At 58.2% G+C, this 18,450-nt stretch carries 17 protein-coding genes; 13 read left to right on the plus strand and 4 right to left on the minus strand.

Translation table 11 applies throughout. The features are described from left to right. Window positions 1-12: 12 nt before the first annotated feature. Window positions 13-903 (plus strand): DUF2950 domain-containing protein, encoded by an 891-nt coding sequence (locus ACF8K2_RS20825; RefSeq protein WP_392467384.1) that lies wholly within the window; start codon window positions 13-15, stop codon window positions 901-903. Window positions 904-1,005: 102 nt separating this feature from the next. On the opposite strand, the gene gyrB is transcribed toward ACF8K2_RS20825, so the two are convergent. From gyrB to dnaA, 4 genes are read right to left on the minus strand one after another with little or no spacing between them, the layout of a single operon-like run. Next, the gene (gene gyrB, locus ACF8K2_RS20830; RefSeq protein ID WP_186553127.1) at window positions 1,006-3,426 is read right to left on the minus strand and encodes a DNA topoisomerase (ATP-hydrolyzing) subunit B; all 2,421 of its coding nucleotides are present in this window, start codon (window positions 3,424-3,426) and stop codon (window positions 1,006-1,008) included. Between the two features lie 4 nt (window positions 3,427-3,430). Continuing rightward, window positions 3,431-4,534, minus strand: a complete 1,104-nt coding sequence (gene recF, locus ACF8K2_RS20835) for a DNA replication/repair protein RecF (protein ID WP_186553126.1) — start codon at window positions 4,532-4,534, stop codon at window positions 3,431-3,433. A gap of 13 nt (window positions 4,535-4,547) precedes the next feature. Next, window positions 4,548-5,651, minus strand: coding sequence for a DNA polymerase III subunit beta (gene dnaN / locus ACF8K2_RS20840; protein WP_186553125.1), 1,104 nt, complete (start codon window positions 5,649-5,651; stop codon window positions 4,548-4,550). A 40-nt stretch (window positions 5,652-5,691) separates the two neighbouring features. Continuing rightward, window positions 5,692-7,215: a chromosomal replication initiator protein DnaA gene (dnaA, locus tag ACF8K2_RS20845; RefSeq protein ID WP_186553124.1), complete on the minus strand. Its 1,524-nt coding sequence runs from the start codon at window positions 7,213-7,215 to the stop codon at window positions 5,692-5,694. 606 nt (window positions 7,216-7,821) lie between these two features. On the opposite strand from dnaA, the gene rpmH reads away from it, so the two are divergent. The 12 genes from rpmH (at window position 7,822) to atpE (ending at window position 18,433) form a co-directional block, all read left to right on the plus strand. Then, window positions 7,822-7,956 carry a 50S ribosomal protein L34 gene (gene rpmH / locus ACF8K2_RS20850; RefSeq protein ID WP_002551315.1) on the plus strand — a complete coding sequence of 45 codons (135 nt, stop codon included), beginning with the start codon at window positions 7,822-7,824 and terminating at the stop codon, window positions 7,954-7,956. Window positions 7,957-7,969: 13 nt separating this feature from the next. Continuing rightward, window positions 7,970-8,374, plus strand: a complete 405-nt coding sequence (gene rnpA, locus ACF8K2_RS20855) for a ribonuclease P protein component (RefSeq protein WP_186553240.1) — start codon at window positions 7,970-7,972, stop codon at window positions 8,372-8,374. Then, the gene (yidD, locus tag ACF8K2_RS20860; protein ID WP_011536514.1) at window positions 8,367-8,612 is read left to right on the plus strand and encodes a membrane protein insertion efficiency factor YidD; all 246 of its coding nucleotides are present in this window, start codon (window positions 8,367-8,369) and stop codon (window positions 8,610-8,612) included. The genes rnpA and yidD overlap by 8 nt, the downstream gene beginning before the upstream one ends. A 2-nt stretch (window positions 8,613-8,614) precedes the next feature. Continuing rightward, window positions 8,615-10,300, plus strand: coding sequence for a membrane protein insertase YidC (gene yidC / locus ACF8K2_RS20865; RefSeq protein ID WP_186553123.1), 1,686 nt, complete (start codon window positions 8,615-8,617; stop codon window positions 10,298-10,300). A gap of 92 nt (window positions 10,301-10,392) precedes the next feature. Then, complete coding sequence (mnmE, locus tag ACF8K2_RS20870) at window positions 10,393-11,763, plus strand: tRNA uridine-5-carboxymethylaminomethyl(34) synthesis GTPase MnmE (RefSeq protein WP_392467389.1); 1,371 nt, start codon at window positions 10,393-10,395, stop codon at window positions 11,761-11,763. 593 nt (window positions 11,764-12,356) lie between these two features. After that, window positions 12,357-14,249: a tRNA uridine-5-carboxymethylaminomethyl(34) synthesis enzyme MnmG gene (gene mnmG / locus ACF8K2_RS20875; protein WP_392467391.1), complete on the plus strand. Its 1,893-nt coding sequence runs from the start codon at window positions 12,357-12,359 to the stop codon at window positions 14,247-14,249. Next, window positions 14,246-14,896, plus strand: a complete 651-nt coding sequence (gene rsmG / locus ACF8K2_RS20880; RefSeq protein WP_186553120.1) for a 16S rRNA (guanine(527)-N(7))-methyltransferase RsmG — start codon at window positions 14,246-14,248, stop codon at window positions 14,894-14,896. The genes mnmG and rsmG overlap by 4 nt, the downstream gene beginning before the upstream one ends. An 18-nt stretch (window positions 14,897-14,914) precedes the next feature. Further along, window positions 14,915-15,706, plus strand: a complete 792-nt coding sequence (locus tag ACF8K2_RS20885; RefSeq protein WP_186553119.1) for a ParA family protein — start codon at window positions 14,915-14,917, stop codon at window positions 15,704-15,706. A gap of 9 nt (window positions 15,707-15,715) precedes the next feature. Beyond that, window positions 15,716-16,588: a ParB/RepB/Spo0J family partition protein gene (locus tag ACF8K2_RS20890; RefSeq protein WP_186553118.1), complete on the plus strand. Its 873-nt coding sequence runs from the start codon at window positions 15,716-15,718 to the stop codon at window positions 16,586-16,588. A gap of 149 nt (window positions 16,589-16,737) precedes the next feature. After that, on the plus strand, window positions 16,738-17,154 hold the full coding sequence (locus ACF8K2_RS20895; RefSeq protein WP_186553117.1) for a F0F1 ATP synthase subunit I: 417 nt from the start codon (window positions 16,738-16,740) through the stop codon (window positions 17,152-17,154). A 7-nt stretch (window positions 17,155-17,161) separates the two neighbouring features. Further along, on the plus strand, window positions 17,162-18,031 hold the full coding sequence (gene atpB / locus ACF8K2_RS20900) for a F0F1 ATP synthase subunit A (RefSeq protein WP_392467394.1): 870 nt from the start codon (window positions 17,162-17,164) through the stop codon (window positions 18,029-18,031). A 144-nt stretch (window positions 18,032-18,175) separates the two neighbouring features. After that, the gene (gene atpE, locus ACF8K2_RS20905; protein WP_003097235.1) at window positions 18,176-18,433 is read left to right on the plus strand and encodes a F0F1 ATP synthase subunit C; all 258 of its coding nucleotides are present in this window, start codon (window positions 18,176-18,178) and stop codon (window positions 18,431-18,433) included. Window positions 18,434-18,450 lie beyond the last annotated feature (17 nt).

Consider the following 18,450-nt stretch of genomic DNA (forward strand, 5'->3'; position numbering starts at 1 on the left):
GGAGAGTCAGTCATGAAAACTGCTAGTCGGATTGCGCTGGTGCTGCTCCTTTGCTGGACGTCCAGCAGTTACGCTCAGAAATACTTCCCAAGCGCGGAGGCGGCAGGCGAAGCGTTGGTGCAGGCCCTGGGTAGTGAAAAGGCCGATAGCCAACAGTTGGCAAACTTGCTCGGCAACGACTGGAACACTTATATCCCGACCAAGGACGTCGATCGTAAAGATGTGGATGCCTTTCTCTCGCTCTACAAGGAATCCCACCAGGTTCAGTCCGATAGCCAGAAGCGTGCACATCTGGTGGTCGGCAACACACCCTGGATTTTCCCAATTCCCATCAGACACAGTGCTGGCGGTTGGGCTTTCGACACCAAAGCAGGTGCCGAGGAAATCCGCCAGCGTCGCATCGGCCGCAACGAATTGGCGACCATTCAAGCAGCCCGTGCCTATCACGACGCGCAGATGGACTACGCCGAAATTGATCGCAATGGCGATGGGCTGCTCGAGTACGCGCAGAAGTTCATGAGTAGCGACGGGGCGTTCGACGGGCTGTACTGGCCGGAAGTGGACGGCGTCGAAGAAAGTCCACTCGGGCCGCTATTCGGTGATGCAGCCAAGCGTGATGACTGGCATGGCTATCACTATCGGATTCTCACCGCCCAAGGCCCTTCGGCACCAGGTGGCGCCTATGACTACAAGATCGGCGATCACATGACCCGCGGCTTTGCCGTGATCGCCTGGCCGGCGAACTACGCGGACACTGGCGTCATGAGTTTTATGATCAGCCACGACGGTGAATTGTTCGAGAAAGACCTCGGCCGTGACAGTGCCAAGGGCGCGGCTGCGATAACGCGTTTCGACCCCGACAGCAGTTGGAGCGAAATTAAGGATGAAGCGGCTGGGCGCTGAATTGGACAGTTCAATACTTGTCGCTCAGATGGCTCTGGCACTCATGAAAAAGCCCGCTTACGCGGGCTTTTTCATGCAGCTTGTCGGTGAAACTACACCTGATCAGAAGTCCAGGTTGGACACCGACAGGGCATTGCTTTCGATGAAGTCGCGGCGTGGTTCCACCGCATCACCCATCAGGGTGTTGAAGATCTGATCGGCAGCGATCGCGTCTTCGATGGTGACCTTGAGCATGCGGCGCACGGTTGGGTCCATGGTGGTTTCCCACAGCTGCTCCGGGTTCATCTCACCCAGACCTTTGTATCGCTGGATGGTGTGACGCTTGGCGGTTTCGTTCATCAGCCAGTCCAAGGCTTCCTTGAACTCGGTGACCGCCTTGCGACGTTCGCCACGCTGCACATACGCACCTTCGCCGAGCAGGGTGCTGAGCTTGCCACCCAGGTTGACCACGGTGCGGTAGTCGTTGCTGCCGAAGAAGTCGCGGTTGAAGGTGATGTAGCTGGCCAGACCGTGCGAAGTAATCTCCACCTCCGGCAGCCAGACATTGCGCTCTTTGTCTTCACGCAAGCTAGCTTTGTAGGCCAGGCCAGACTTCTGGCTGTTGTTCAGGCGCGCCTGGAACTTGGCCAACCAGTTTTCCATGTGCGCGTGATCGCCCAGCTGCTCAAGGGTGACTTCATCCAGGTAGATGAAGTGCTCCGTCAGCTCTTGTGGGTACAGGCGCGACAGACGCTTGAGGGTTTTCATCACACCGCGGAAATCGTTCACCAGGCTTTCCAGCTGTACGCCGGAAACCGCAGGTGCCGATTCGTCCAAGTGCAGGCTGGCGTCATCCAGGGCCGACTGCGTCATGTACTCTTCCATGGCGTCGTCGTCTTTGATGTATTGCTCTTGCTTGCCCTTCTTGACCTTGTACAGCGGCGGCTGAGCGATATAGATGTAGCCACGCTCGACCAGCTCCGGCAACTGACGGAAGAAGAAGGTCAGCAGCAGGGTACGGATGTGCGAACCGTCAACGTCAGCATCGGTCATGATGATGATGTTGTGATAGCGCAGCTTGTCGATGTTGTACTCTTCGCGGCCAATGCCGCAGCCCAGTGCGGTGATCAGCGTACCGACCTCCTGGGACGAGATCATCTTGTCGAAGCGTGCTTTCTCGACGTTAAGGATCTTACCCTTGAGCGGCAGGATCGCCTGGGTGCGACGGTTACGACCTTGCTTGGCCGAACCACCTGCCGAATCACCTTCCACCAGGTACAGTTCAGAGAGGGCAGGGTCCTTCTCTTGGCAGTCGGCCAATTTGCCCGGCAGGCCAGCGATATCCAATGCGCCTTTGCGGCGAGTCATCTCGCGTGCCTTACGTGCTGCTTCACGCGCGCGGGCAGCATCGATCATCTTGCCGACCACCGCCTTGGCTTCGTTGGGGTTTTCCAACAGGAAGTCGGCGAAGTACTTGTTCATCTCTTGTTCCACGGCGGTCTTCACCTCCGAGGAAACCAACTTGTCCTTGGTCTGCGAGCTGAACTTCGGATCCGGCACCTTGACCGAGATGATCGCAGTCAGACCTTCACGGGCATCGTCACCGGTGGTCGCGACCTTGTTCTTCTTGGCCAAGCCTTCTTGCTCGATGTAAGCGTTCAGGCTGCGGGTCAGCGAAGAGCGGAAGCCGACCAGGTGAGTACCACCGTCGCGCTGCGGAATGTTGTTGGTGAAGCACAGCAGGTTTTCGTTGAAGCTGTCGTTCCACTGCAGGGCGACTTCGACACCGACACCATCGTCACGCTGGACATTGAAGTGGAAGACCTGCGTGTTCACCGGGGTCTTGTTGGTGTTGAGGTATTCAACGAACGCGCGCAGACCACCTTCGTATTTGAAGAACTCTTCTTTACCGCTGCGTTCATCCTTGAGCAGGATGCCAACACCAGAGTTGAGGAAGGACAGCTCGCGGATACGCTTGGCGAGGATGTCCCAGCTGAAGTGGATGTTCTTGAAAGTTTCAGCCGACGGCTTGAAGTGGATGTGGGTACCGGTGGTTTCACTTTCACCGACTACGGCCATAGGTGCCTGAGGCACACCATGCACGTAGGTCTGCTCCCAGATCTTGCCGCTGCGGCGAACAGTAAGAATCAGCTGCTCAGAGAGGGCGTTAACAACGGAAACACCAACCCCGTGCAGACCGCCAGAAACTTTGTAGGAGTTGTCATCGAACTTACCGCCTGCGTGCAGGACGGTCATGATGACCTCAGCCGCCGATACACCTTCTTCTTTGTGCACGTCGACCGGAATGCCGCGACCGTTGTCGCGGACACTGATGGATTCGTCTGGGTGAATGATGACGGTAATGTCATCGCAGTGACCGGCGAGGGCTTCGTCGATCGAGTTGTCGACCACTTCGAAGACCATGTGGTGCAGGCCGCTACCATCATCGGTGTCGCCAATGTACATGCCGGGACGTTTGCGTACGGCATCCAGCCCTTTCAGCACTTTAATGCTGGAGGAATCGTACGTTTGATTTTCGCTCATGCCTTCACTCCCGATGGTCGTGGGTCTGGGTGATACGGCCTTGTTCCACGTGGAACAAAGCAACTGGCGTTTCCGTCTGCCAGCCTTCCCTCAGTAATTCGTGATCTACACAGGTGATGAAAACCTGGCAGCGTAATTCTTCAAGCAAGCGGCATAATGCGCGGCGGTGCTGCTCGTCCAGTTCGGACGGCAAGTCATCCACGAGATAGATACAGAGACCGCGACGGGCTTGGCTGACCAAGTGGCCTTGGGCGATGCGCAATGCACACACCACAAGTTTTTGCTGCCCACGGGACAGGATATCCGCAGCGTTGTTTGCGCCAATACGAAGACGTAAATCAGCACGCTGAGGACCGGCCTGGGTATGGCCCATTTGCTGGTCACGGTGAAGAGAAGAGGCGAGTACTTCGTTGAGTTCCCGGTCCTTGTCCCAGCCGCGGTAATAGCTCAGGGTCAATCCATCCAGCTCGACCAGTTCGCTCAGGGTTCGCTCGAAGACGGGCTTCAAGGCCTTGATATAGTTGCGACGGTATTCATCTATCTCCGCGCTGGCCAGGCACAATTCCCGGTCCCAGGCGGCTTGCGAAGCAGCGTCAAGTGTACCATGCCGCAACCATGAGTTCCGCTGTCGCAGTGCCTTCTGCAGACGTTGCCAGGCCGCCATGAAGCGTGGTTCCACGTGGAACACACCCCAATCGAGGAACTGCCGCCGAATTTTCGGTGCGCCTTCGAGCAAGCGGAAGCTGTCTGGGTTGATCAACTGCAACGGCAGCAGCTCTGCCAATTGAGCAGCACTGCGGGCATTCTGCCCGTCAATGCGGATGGAGAACTCCCCCTGTCGCTCACGCGAAACACCTAGATTACTGGTACCACCTTCGGCCAACTGAACCTCGCCAAACACGGTGCAGGTTGGCTGCTCGTATTGGATAACAGGGTTCAGTCGAGTACTGCGGAAGGAGCGAGCCAGGCCCAATAGATAGACGGCTTCCAGAACACTGGTTTTGCCGCTGCCGTTGGCGCCGTAAAGAATGTTGATGCGGGGGGAGGGAGAGAGGGTCACTGGGTGCAGGTTGCGCACCGCAGTGACCATGATGCGTCTTAGGGACATTATCTGCTACAGATTACAGACGCATCGGCATGACAACGTAAGACGAGTCGTCGTTGCCGGCTTCCTGCAGCAAGGCGCTGCTGTTGGAATCGGACAGAATCAGACGAACTTGCTCCGTAGTCATGACGCCCAGCACATCCAGCAGATAGCTAACGTTGAAGCCGATTTCCAGCGAGCTACCGTTGTAGTCGACGCTGATCTCTTCTTCGGCTTCTTCCTGCTCTGGGTTGTTGGCTTGAATCTTCAACTGGCCAGCAGCCAACTGCAGACGAATACCGCGGTACTTCTCGTTGGACAGGATCGCAGTCCGGCTGAACGCTTCGCGCAGGGCCTGACGATCACCGATGACCAGCTTGTCGCCACCCTTGGGCAGAACGCGCTCGTAGTCAGGGAACTTACCGTCGACCAGTTTCGAGGTGAAGGTGAATTCGCCAGTGGTCGCACGAATGTGATGCTGGCCCAGGACGATGCTGACCATGCCTTCTGGATCGGTGAGCAGGCGCGCCAGTTCAAGGATACCTTTGCGTGGAACGATGACCTGGTGGCGCTCCGCCTGGCCGATCGCGGCTTGCATGGAGCACATGGCCAAACGGTGACCGTCGGTGGCAACCGCACGCAGGGTATCGGTCGACACTTCCAGCAGCATGCCGTTGAGGTAGTAGCGTACATCCTGCTGGGCCATGGCGAAGCTAGTGCGCTCGATCAGACGGCGCAGCTTGCTTTGTTCCAGGTTGCAGGTCAGCGAGCCCGGGCCTTCTTCCACAGTCGGGAAGTCATTGGCCGGCAAGGTGGAGAGGGTGAAGCGGCTACGGCCAGCTTTGACCAGCAGCTTCTGCTCGTCCACTTTAATGTCGATCAGGACATCGCTCGGCAGGCTTTTGCAGATGTCCATCAGCTTACGCGCTGGGACAGTGATTTCGCCCGGCTCAGCCGGCTCTTCCAGTTGTACGCGGCCAACCAGCTCGACTTCCAGGTCGGTACCGGTCAACGACAGCTGCTGGCCTTGCACGACCAGCAGGACGTTGGACAGGACCGGCAAGGTCTGGCGGCGCTCGACGACACCTGCGACCAGTTGCAGGGGTTTCAACAGGGCTTCGCGTTGAATGGTGAAATGCATGGTCTAGTCCCTTGCCTTCAAATAGCTGCGCCGACGGCCATCAGGTCGTCAGCGTGCGCAGCAGGTTCTTGTAGTCCTCGCGGATGTCCGCGTCGGATTCCTTCAATTCATTGATCTTGCGGCAGGCGTGCAGCACGGTGGTGTGGTCGCGGCCGCCAAACATGTCGCCGATTTCCGGCAGACTGTGGTTGGTCAGCTCTTTGGACAACGCCATGGCCACCTGACGCGGCCGAGCTACCGATCGCGAACGCCGCTTGGACAGCAGGTCGGAGATCTTGATCTTGTAGTACTCGGCCACGGTGCGCTGAATGTTATCCACACTCACCAGCTTGTCTTGCAGCGCCAGCAGATCCTTGAGCGACTCACGGATCAGCTCGATGGTGATGTCGCGCCCCATGAAGTGCGAGTGAGCGATGACACGCTTGAGCGCGCCTTCCAGCTCACGCACGTTGGAGCGGATGCGCTGGGCGATAAAGAACGCCGCATCGTGAGGAAGTTCCACCTTCGCCTGGTCGGCCTTCTTCATCAGGATCGCTACGCGGGTTTCCAGCTCTGGCGGTTCGACGGCAACCGTCAGGCCCCAACCAAAGCGCGACTTCAGACGCTCTTCAAGGCCTTCGATCTCTTTTGGATAACGGTCGCTGGTAAGAATTACCTGCTGACCACCCTCGAGCAAGGCGTTGAAGGTGTGGAAAAACTCTTCCTGCGAGCGCTCTTTGCGGGCAAAGAACTGGATGTCATCGATCAGCAACGCATCCACCGAACGATAGAAGCGCTTGAACTCGTTGATCGCATTGAGCTGCAACGCCTTGACCATGTCGGCAACGAAGCGCTCCGAGTGCAGGTAGACCACCTTGGCGTTCGGATTCTTCTTGAGCAGGTGGTTACCCACAGCATGCATCAAGTGCGTCTTACCCAGGCCCACACCACCGTAGAGGAACAGCGGGTTGTAGCCATGCTTGGGGTTATCGGCGACCTGCCAGGCAGCTGCCCGAGCCAATTGGTTGGACTTACCTTCAACGAAGGTATCGAACGTGAAGGTTCTGTTGAGGTAGCTGGTGTGCTTGAGCGCACCTTCTACCTGCACGGTCCGTTGCTCAGTGCGCGTGGTAGCACTCGGGACAACTGGCGTATCGCCCATCGAGTCGAAACTGTCGCGCGACGACGGCTGTTCCACTTCGTTGGTCAAAAGCGGCTCGACCGCCTGCACAGCAACCGACTCATTCTGCGTGAGTACAGGCGCTGGCTGCTGGGGCTGAGCTTTGGCGGCGACCGCAGCACTGACCGGAGCATTGGGAGCGGCGCGCGGCGCAGAGCTGCGGCGGCTGCCTATTAATAAGGAAAGCGCTGGCGCCAGGCCATTGCCGTGTTCGCCCAGCAGCTCGAGCAGACGACCCAGGTATTTTTCATTGACCCAATCGAGGACGAAACGGTTGGGCGCATAAACGCGCAACTCGTCGCCTTCGGCTTCGACCTGTAGCGGACGGATCCAGGTGTTGAATTGCTGGGCAGGCAGTTCATCGCGCAGAAGCTCCACGCACTGCTGCCAAAGTTCCACTGACACGGATATCCCCTGAGTTGAAAGCCGGATGAGGCAAAAGCAAACCGCCATTGTACCGGGCGAGCGGTTACTTATCCACATGAGACAGCGACTTGAACCATGACAGAGCAGTCAAATGATGGCCAAAACGCCGTCACTGCCATGTGAATAAGCTCTGTGGATAACCGCACCTAAGGTCTATGCACAACCCTGGGCTCAAGCCTGTTGATAACTCTGCTGTGGATAACGACCACTTTAATCCACAGCTTGTCCGCATGCGCAGCACAGCCGGAGCACCGGTTGCGGACAAGGTTTCAAAACTCTGTACATGGCGTGAATCATGGCCTGTAGATGGTTATCCACAGATAGTGGCTTGCCTAAGATCTATAAGTTATTCAAAAAAGCTTTTTATATGTCTCTTTTATTTTTTCATGTTGTCCACTCTTTGAGATTCGATCAAGCCTGTCGATCCCTTCTTCTAGAAGTCAGCGAGATGTCAGGTAGAAGCCATGCCATCCATAAGGAAAGGTTGGTTGGAAATTGACCTATTGGCTTGCTTTCTCTAGAATCGCCGATCTCTTAAAACGGGGGCCATTCCGGCCCGTAGTCGACGAACCCAGGTAACACGCCATGAAACGTACTTTCCAACCAAGCACCATCAAGCGCGCGCGCACCCACGGCTTCCGTGCCCGTATGGCCACCAAGAACGGCCGCGCTGTTCTGTCGCGTCGTCGTGCCAAAGGCCGTAAGCGTCTGGCCGTTTGATTTTTCGGCACAGGTGGTGAGTCAGGACTTCAGTCGGGAAAAGCGACTGCTTACACCCCGGCATTTCAAAGCGGTCTTCGACTCGCCAACCGGCAAGGTTCCAGGTAAAAGCCTGCTAATCCTTGCCCGCGAGAACGGCCTCGATCACCCGCGCCTTGGCTTGGTGATCGGCAAGAAGAGCGTCAAGCTCGCCGTTCAACGCAATCGCCTCAAACGCTTGATGCGCGATTCCTTTCGTCTGAATCAGCAGAGTCTTGCTGGATTGGACATCGTGATCGTCGCGCGCAAGGGCTTGGGCGAAGTAGAAAACCCAGAATTGCACCAACACTTTGGCAAGCTCTGGAAGCGCCTCGCTCGTAATCGGCCCTCTCCAGCGGTTAATGCCGATTCTGCAGGGGTAGACAGTCACGATGCGTAAACTGGCCCTCGTCCCGATCCAGTTTTACCGTTACGCCATTAGTCCACTGATGGCCAGCCACTGTCGTTTCTACCCCAGCTGCTCCTGTTACGCCTACGAAGCCATAGAAAACCATGGCCTGTTGCGTGGTGGGTGGCTAGCCGTTCGTCGCCTGGGGCGTTGTCATCCGTGGAACGACGGCGGTTTCGATCCCGTCCCTCCCGCTCCTTCCTCCCGAACTTCTTCGATAGCCGAGTAATCATGGATATTAAACGCACGATCCTGATCGTCGCCCTGGCAATCGTGGCCTACGTGCTGGTCCTCAAATGGAACCAGGACTACGGTCAGGCTGCACTGCCGACTCAGCATACTGCTGCCAGCAACGCTGCCCCGGCCCTGCCCGATACCGTGCCGGCCGGCAGTAACAACGGCGCCAGCGCCGATGTGCCGAGCGCCAATGCTGAATCCAGCCCAGCCGAACTGGCTCCGGTTGCAGTCAGCAAGGACCTGATCCGGGTCAAGACCGACGTCCTTGAACTGGCTATCGATCCGGTCGGTGGTGACATCGTCCAGCTGAACCTGCCCAAGTACCCACGTCGCCAGGACCATCCGGACATTCCGTTCCAGCTGTTCGATAACGGTGGCGAGCGTGTTTACCTGGCCCAGAGTGGTCTGACTGGCGTTAATGGTCCGGATGCACGTTCTTCCGGTCGTCCGCTGTACGCCGCTGAACAAAAGAGCTTCCAACTGGCCGATGGCCAGGAGCAGCTGGTCGTTGACCTGAAGTTCAGCGAGAACGGCGTCAACTACATCAAGCGCTTCAGCTTCAAGCGCGGTGAGTACGACCTGACCGTCAGCTACCTGATCGACAACCAAAGCGCTCAAGCCTGGTCGGGCAACATGTTCGCCCAGCTCAAGCGTGATGCCAGCTCCGATCCGTCGTCGAGCACGGCTACCGGTACCGCGACCTACCTGGGCGCTGCCCTGTGGACGCCTTCCGAGCCGTACAAGAAAGTGTCGATGAAAGACATCGACAAAGGCAGTTTGAAAGAAAATGTGTCCGGCGGCTGGGTTGCCTGGCTGCAACACTACTTCGTAACTGCCTGGATTCCTGCCAAGTCGGATAACAACGTTATCCAGACCCGTAAGGACAGCCAAGGCAACTACATCATCGGCTACACCGGCCCAGCGCTCAGCGTACCTGCCGGCGGTAAAGTCGAAACCAGCGCCATGCTGTACGCAGGTCCGAAGATTCAGTCCAAGCTCAAAGAGTTGTCCCCAGGCCTGGAACTGACTGTCGACTATGGCTTCCTGTGGTTCATCGCTCAGCCGATCTTCTGGCTGCTGCAACATATCCACAGCATCCTGGGTAACTGGGGCTGGTCGATCATCGTCCTGACCATGCTCATCAAGGGCCTGTTCTTCCCGCTGTCGGCTGCCAGCTACCGCTCGATGGCGCGCATGCGTGCCGTTTCGCCAAAACTGGCCGCGCTGAAGGAACGCTTCGGTGACGATCGCCAGAAGATGTCCCAGGCGATGATGGAGCTGTACAAGAAAGAGAAGATCAATCCGCTGGGTGGCTGCTTGCCAATCCTGGTGCAGATGCCAGTGTTCCTGGCCCTGTACTGGGTACTGCTGGAAAGCGTAGAAATGCGCCAGGCCCCATGGCTGCTGTGGATTACCGACCTGTCGATCAAGGATCCGTTCTTCATCCTGCCGATCATCATGGGCGCGACCATGTTCATCCAGCAGCGCCTGAACCCGACTCCGCCGGATCCGATGCAGGCCAAGGTGATGAAAATGATGCCAATCATCTTCACCTTCTTCTTCCTGTGGTTCCCAGCGGGTCTGGTGCTGTACTGGGTTGTGAACAACTGCTTGTCGATTTCGCAGCAGTGGTACATCACTCGTAGCATCGAAGCTGCGGCCAAGAAGGCTGCCGCTTGACGGGCTGCTAAGCTAGCCTGTGAATAAAAACGCCCCCTCGTGGGGCGTTTTTGCTATCTGTCTGTTGAATTTGTCGTAAGAGGCTTTCGAGCATGAACACTGTGCGTGAAACCATTGCCGCCATCGCTACCGCTCAGGGCCGCGGCGGGGTCGGCATCGTCCGCCTGTCTGGCCCCCTGGCGAGCCAGGCCGGGCAAGCTATTACCGGGCGCACTCTCACGCCCCGGCATGCTCACTACGGGCCGTTCCGCGATCAGGACGGGCTGGTACTGGATGAGGGCATCGTGCTGTTCTTCCCGGGGCCGAATTCGTTTACCGGTGAAGACGTCCTGGAACTACAAGGTCATGGCGGCCCGGTAGTGATGGACATGCTGCTGCAGCGCTGCCTGCAACTGGGCTGCCGCCTGGCGCGTCCTGGTGAATTCAGCGAGCGTGCATTCCTCAACGACAAACTCGACCTGGCCCAGGCCGAAGCGATCGCTGACCTGATCGAGGCCAGTTCGACCCAGGCCGCACGCAATGCCTTGCGTTCGTTGCAGGGCGAATTCTCCAAGCGCGTTCACTCGCTGACCGAGGCACTGATCGCGCTGCGGATCTACGTCGAAGCTGCGATCGACTTCCCTGAGGAAGAAATCGACTTTCTCGCCGATGGTCATGTGCTGTCGATGCTCGATGCAGTGCGCACCGAGTTGTCCACAGTGCAGAAGGAAGCTGGCCAGGGCGCGCTGCTGCGCGATGGCATGAACGTGGTGATTGCCGGACGGCCCAATGCGGGCAAGTCGAGCCTGCTCAACCGCCTGGCTGGGCGTGAGGCGGCCATCGTCACCGATATCGCTGGCACTACCCGGGATATCTTGCGGGAACATATCCACATCGACGGCATGCCGTTGCACGTGGTCGATACCGCAGGGCTGCGTGACACAGACGACCATGTGGAAAAGATCGGCGTGGAACGCGCGCTCAAAGCGATCAGCGAGGCTGACCGGGTGTTGCTGGTTGTGGATAGCACGGCGCCTGAAGCAAGCGATCCCTTTGCCTTGTGGCCAGAGTTTCTCGATCAGCGCCCAGATCCTGGCAAAGTCACCTTGATTCGTAACAAGGCAGACCTGAGCGGGGAAGCGGTGGCCATGGAGCAATGTGACGATGGCCATGTGACCATTACCCTCAGCGCCAAGGGCGATGACAGCGGCTTGCTGCTGCTGCGCGATCACCTGAAAGCATGCATGGGTTATGAACAGACCTCAGAGAGCAGCTTCAGCGCCCGTCGACGCCACCTGGAGGCCTTGAACCAGGCTAGCGCGCACCTTGAGCATGGTCGTGACCAGCTGACCCTGGCCGGCGCGGGAGAGCTGCTGGCGGAAGATCTTCGTCAAGCTCAGCAGGCGTTGGGAGAGATTACCGGCGCGTTCAGTTCCGATGATCTGCTGGGGCGTATCTTCTCAAGCTTCTGCATCGGTAAATAATCCACAACCGCTCCCCTCCAATTACCGCCGATCAGCAAGGTAGTACCTGTGGGAGCGGGTTCACCCCGCGAAGAACACACCAGGATGAATAGCGAGGGCTGCGCTTTCGTCGGTGGATAAACCGCTCCTCCACAGCCTACCCCCATCTATTTCCAATTTCCTTTGAAGACCCACGCCTTTGATTTCATCAACAGGCGAGTTTTCGTTCGTCTAAGCCCTGTGGAAAACTCACCTTCAGCTCAGTTGATAAACCCCCTTCAGAGCTGAGGACAAATCCGCCTGTGGGTAAATAGGCATTTCATCCACAGGCTAAATGCGCTTATCCATAGCCCTCATGGCCACTCAAGCACAGGGTTTAATTTCTCTGTACATACCATGAATATTGGTGTGTAGAGCTTTATCCACAGAAAAGGTGGTGCATAAGAATAAACATAAAAACAAAGCTTTTTTAATTTCTTCTTTTTTAATTTCTGTTATCCCCGTTCATCCACAGCCTGGTCAAAATTTGCTCAAAAGGTTTCTTTAGCAGGTAGGAAGTCCCTATACTTGTCGGCTTACCTTCTCTATTCGCAAAAACAGGCACGAGGTGCGTGGTGGATTTCCCTTCCCGTTTTGAAGTGATCGTCATCGGCGGCGGCCATGCCGGTACCGAGGCTGCGCTTGCGTCTGCACGCATGGGGGTAAAAACCCTGCTGCTGACCCATAACGTGGAAACCCTCGGTCACATGAGTTGCAACCCCGCAATTGGTGGGATCGGCAAGAGTCATCTGGTCAAAGAGATCGATGCGCTCGGCGGCGCCATGGCGTTGGCCACTGACAAGAGCGGCATTCAGTTCCGCGTGTTGAACAACCGCAAAGGCCCGGCCGTCCGTGCGACCCGTGCCCAAGCTGACCGCGCCATCTACAAGGCGGTGGTCCGTGAAATCCTGGAAAACCAACCGAACCTGTGGATATTCCAGCAGTCCTGCGACGACCTGATCGTCGAACAGGACCAGGTCAAGGGCGTGGTCACGCAAATGGGTCTGCGGTTCTTCGCCGACTCGGTGGTACTGACCACTGGCACCTTCCTTGCCGGACTTATTCACATTGGCTTGCAGAATTACACCGGCGGCCGCGCCGGTGATCCGCCCGCCATTGCCCTGGCCCAGCGCATGCGTGAACTGCCGCTGCGCGTCGGCCGGCTGAAAACCGGTACGCCGCCGCGTATCGATGGCCGCTCTGTGGACTTCTCGGTGATGACCGAGCAGCCCGGCGATACGCCGATTCCGGTGATGTCGTTCATGGGCAACGCGCAGATGCACCCACGCCAGGTCAGCTGCTGGATCACCCACACCAATGCCCGCACCCACGAAATCATCGCTTCGAACCTCGACCGTTCGCCGATGTATTCCGGGGTTATCGAAGGTGTCGGCCCGCGTTACTGCCCGTCGATCGAAGACAAGATCCACCGCTTCGCCGACAAGGAAAGCCACCAGGTGTTCATCGAGCCGGAAGGCCTGACCACCCATGAGCTGTACCCCAACGGCATTTCCACATCGCTGCCGTTCGACGTGCAGCTGGAGTTGGTCCGCTCGATCCGCGGCATGGAAAACGCCCACATCGTGCGCCCGGGCTATGCCATCGAGTACGACTACTTCGATCCGCGTGACCTGAAGTACAGCCTCGAAACCAAAGTGATTGGCGGCCTGTTCTTCGCCGGCCAGATCAACGGCACCACCGGCTACGAAGAAGCTGGCGCTCAAGGTCTGCTGGCCGGAACCAACGCCGCACTGCGTGCGCAGGGTCGGGAGAGCTGGTGTCCGCGTCGCGACGAGGCGTACATCGGCGTACTGGTCGACGACCTGATTACCCTGGGGACCCAGGAGCCGTACCGCATGTTCACGTCGCGCGCCGAATACCGCTTGATCCTGCGTGAAGACAACGCCGACCTGCGTCTGACCGAGAAGGGCCGCGAGCTGGGCTTGATCGATGACCAGCGTTGGGCTGCGTTCTGCGCCAAGCGCGAAGGCATCGAGCGTGAAGAGCAGCGCCTGAAGTCGACCTGGGTTCGTCCCGGCACACCAATGGGCCAAGCCGTTGTGGATAAGTTCGGCACGCCGCTGAGCCACGAATACAGCCTGCTCAACCTGCTGGCTCGCCCGGAAATCGACTATGCCGGCCTGATCGAGGCTACTGGCGGTGAGGCACTTGACCCGCAAGTGGCTGAGCAGGTCGAGATCAAGACCAAGTACGCCGGATACATCGACCGTCAACAGGATGAGATCGCTCGTCTGCGCGCCAGCGAAGACACCCGCCTGCCTGTGGATATCGACTACACGACGATCTCCGGCCTGTCCAAGGAGATCCAGGGCAAACTCGGCCAGACCCGCCCGGAGACCCTCGGCCAGGCTTCGCGCATCCCCGGCGTGACCCCGGCGGCGATTTCCCTGTTGCTGATTCATCTGAAAAAACGCGGCGCAGGCCGCGAATTGGAGCAAAGCGCTTGAGTTCCTTGGTCACCCCGCAACACGCAGAAGAGTTGTCCACAGGCGCGCGCCAGCTCGGTGTCGAGTTGAGCCCACAGCAGCACGAGCAACTGCTGGGCTACCTGGCCCTGTTGATCAAATGGAACAAGGCCTACAACCTGACCGCAGTGCGCGACCCGAACGAAATGGTATCGCGCCATCTGCTCGACAGCCTCAGCGTCATGCCGTTTATCCACAGCGACACGCAAAGTTGGCTGGATGTCGGCAGCGGCGGTGGCATGCCGGGAATTCCTTTGGCTATCCTGCACCCGCACAAGCAAGTGACGCTGCTCGACAGCAATGGCAAGAAAACCCGCTTCCTCACCCAGGTGAAGATGGAGCTGAAACTGGACAACCTGCAGGTTATCCACAGCCGGGTCGAAGAGTATCAACCGGCGCAGCCGTTCAGCGGGATCATCTCGCGGGCATTCAGCAGCATGGAGAACTTCACCGGCTGGACTCGCCACCTGGGCGACACGCGGACGCTTTGGCTTGCAATGAAAGGGCTGCATCCTGCCGACGAACTGGTAGCATTGCCCGCAGACTTCACAGTGGAAAGCGAGCAGGCCCTGACCGTTCCGGGTTGCCAGGGCCAGCGCCATCTGCTGATACTGCGCCGCAAGGCATGACTGGGATTACACGCAACAATGGCTAAGGTATTCGCAATCGCGAACCAGAAAGGTGGTGTGGGCAAGACTACCACCTGTATCAATCTCGCCGCATCGCTGGCTGCGACCAAGCGCCGTGTGCTGCTGATCGACCTCGATCCGCAGGGCAACGCGACCATGGGCAGCGGGGTGGACAAGCACGAGCTCGAGCATTCGGTCTACGACCTGCTCATCGGCGAATGCGACCTGGCCCAGGCGATGCACTACTCCGAGCACGGCGGTTTCCAACTGCTGCCGGCCAACCGCGACCTCACCGCCGCGGAAGTGGTGCTGCTGGAGATGCAGGTCAAGGAGAGCCGTCTGCGCAATGCGCTGGCGCCTATCCGCGAGAATTACGACTACATCCTCATCGACTGCCCACCGTCGCTGTCGATGCTCACCCTCAACGCCCTGGTCGCCTCCGATGGCGTGATTATCCCGATGCAGTGCGAGTACTACGCACTCGAAGGTCTCAGCGACCTTGTGGATAACATCAAGCGCATCGCAGCCCGGCTGAACCCGGCGCTGAAGATCGAAGGCCTGCTGCGGACCATGTACGATCCGCGCCTGAGCCTGAACAACGATGTTTCGGCGCAGCTCAAAGAGCACTTCGGCGAGCAGCTGTACGATACGGTGATCCCGCGCAACATTCGCCTGGCCGAGGCGCCAAGCTTTGGCATGCCGGCCCTGGCCTACGACAAGCAATCGCGTGGCGCACTGGCCTATCTGGCCCTGGCCGGGGAACTGGTACGCCGCCAACGCCGTCAATCACGCACTGCACAAACAACTTAAGGAATCCGCATGGCCGTTAAGAAACGGGGTCTCGGACGTGGGTTGGATGCACTGCTCAGTGGTCCTTCCGTCAGCTCGCTCGAGGAGCAGGCTGTCAAGATCGATCAGAAAGAACTGCAACACCTGCCGGTCGAGCTGATCCAGCGTGGCAAGTACCAGCCACGCCGGGACATGGACCCGGAGGCGCTGGAAGAACTGGCTGCCTCGATTCGCACCCAAGGCGTCATGCAGCCGATCGTGGTTCGGCCGATCGGTGACCAGCGCTACGAGATCATCGCCGGCGAACGCCGCTGGCGCGCCACTCAACTGGCGGGCCTGGACACCATCCCGGCCATGGTCCGTGATGTACCCGATGAAGCCGCCATCGCCATGGCGCTGATCGAGAACATCCAACGTGAGGATCTCAACCCGCTGGAAGAGGCGATTGCCCTGCAACGCCTGCAGCAGGAATTCGAACTGACCCAGCAGCAAGTGGCAGACGCCGTCGGCAAGTCACGGGTGACCGTGGCCAACCTGCTGCGCTTGATCTCGCTGCCGGAGGCAATCAAGACCATGCTCGCCCACGGCGACCTGGAGATGGGCCACGCCCGCGCCTTGCTAGGCCTGGAAGAAGATCGCCAGGAAGAAGGGGCGCGTCATGTTGTCGCACGCGGGCTCACTGTGCGCCAAACCGAGGCACTGGTGCGCCAGTGGCTGAGCGGCAAACCTGATCCGGTCGAACCGAGCAAACCTGATCCTGATATCGCTCGCCTCGAACAGCGTCTGGCAGAGCGCCTGGGCTCGGCGGTGCAGATCCGCCATGGCAACAAGGGCAAAGGTCAGTTGGTGATTCGCTATAACTCGCTCGACGAGTTGCAAGGCGTGCTTGCTCACATCCGCTGAAACAATTCCCGTTGTAGCGCGCAGTCGGAAATCACTACCCAATAGTTGAATAGGGGTTAATCCCCCCCTATACTCTGCGCGCATTTTGTCGGCACAAATTATGCCAAGTCGTTGCTGACTTGATGGTCGACTTTCCAGGAGTAGATGCGATGGAAATCCGCACGCCAAACCGCCTGCCTTTCCATCGCTGGGCAGTTTTTCCAGTACTGCTGACGCAATGTGTCGTAGTCCTGCTGGCAACTTTGGTGTTGTGGCAGTGGAAAGGAGCAGTCAGTGGATATTCAGGCCTCTGTGGAGGGCTGATTGCCTGGCTGCCGAATGTGTACTTCGCCTGGAAGGCTTTTCGCTTTAGCGGAGCCCGGGCAGCGCAGGCCATCGTCAAGTCGTTCTACGCAGGCGAGGCAGGCAAATTGATTTTGACGGCAGTGCTGTTTGCACTGACCTTCGCAGGAGTGAAGCCATTGGCGCCGTTAGCAGTATTCGGCGTCTTCGTGCTGACCCAATTGGTCAGCTGGTTCGCGCCCCTGCTAATGAATAAAAGACTTTCGAGACCTAAGGGCGTTTGAGGCAACCATGGCAGCAGAAACCGCTTCGGGCTATATCCAGCACCACTTGCAGAACCTGACCTACGGTCAACTACCAGACGGCAGCTGGGGCTTGGCCCATTCGGCTGCAGAAGCCAAGGCAATGGGCTTCTGGGCCTTCCACCTGGATACCCTGGGCTGGTCGGTTGCGCTGGGTCTGATCTTCCTCTTCATCTTCCGCATGGCGGCTAAGAAGGCCACTTCCGGCCAACCTGGCGGCCTGCAGAACTTCGTCGAGGTGATGGTCGATTTCGTCCACGGCAGCGTCAAGGACTCGTTCCACGGCCGTAGCCCGGTCATCGCCCCGCTGGCCCTGACCATCTTCGTCTGGGTGTTCCTGATGAACGCCATCGACTTGATCCCGGTCGACTGGATCCCGGTGCTGGCTGCCAAGATCTCGGGTGATCCGCACATTGCGTTCCGAGCCGTGTCCACCACCGACCCGAACGCCACCCTGGGCATGGCCTTCTCGGTGTTCGCGCTGATCATCTTCTACAGCATCAAGGTCAAGGGCATCGGCGGCTTCATCGGCGAGCTGACCCTGCACCCGTTCGGCAGCAAGAACATCTTCGTTCAAGCCCTGCTGATCCCGGTGAACTTCCTGCTTGAATTCGTCACCCTGATCGCCAAGCCGATCTCGCTGGCACTGCGTCTGTTCGGCAACATGTATGCCGGCGAACTGGTGTTCATCCTGATCGCGGTAATGTTCGGCAGCGGCCTGCTCTGGCTCAGCGGCCTGGGTGTGGTGCTGCAATGGGCGTGGGCTGTGTTCCACATCCTGATCATCACCCTGCAAGCCTTCATCTTCATGATGCTTACCATCGTCTACCTGTCGATGGCTCACGAAGATAACCATTAAGACCGCCTGGCGTGTCTGATAGCCTTCCCTGCCCGTTTGGGGGGAGGGCTGTAAAAAGTCCGCAAGGGCAGTTGTACCAAACGATTTGTTTTACCGCTTCAAACTAAAAACCTAACCAATACGACGTAAAAGTCGGGAGGAAAGATGGAAACTGTAGTTGGTCTTACCGCTATCGCTGTTGCTCTGCTGATCGGTCTGGGCGCACTGGGCACCGCCATTGGTTTCGGCCTGCTGGGCGGCAAGTTCCTGGAAGGCGCTGCTCGTCAGCCTGAGATGGTTCCGATGCTGCAGGTCAAAATGTTCATCGTTGCCGGTCTGCTCGACGCCGTAACCATGATCGGTGTTGGTATTGCTCTGTTCTTCACCTTCGCAAACCCGTTCGTTGGTCAAATCGCCGGCTAATCACTCGTACCCACGAG

This window comes from Pseudomonas sp. xss_2 (genome assembly GCF_043104195.1).
GTDB classification, from domain to species: domain Bacteria; phylum Pseudomonadota; class Gammaproteobacteria; order Pseudomonadales; family Pseudomonadaceae; genus Aquipseudomonas; species Aquipseudomonas urmiensis.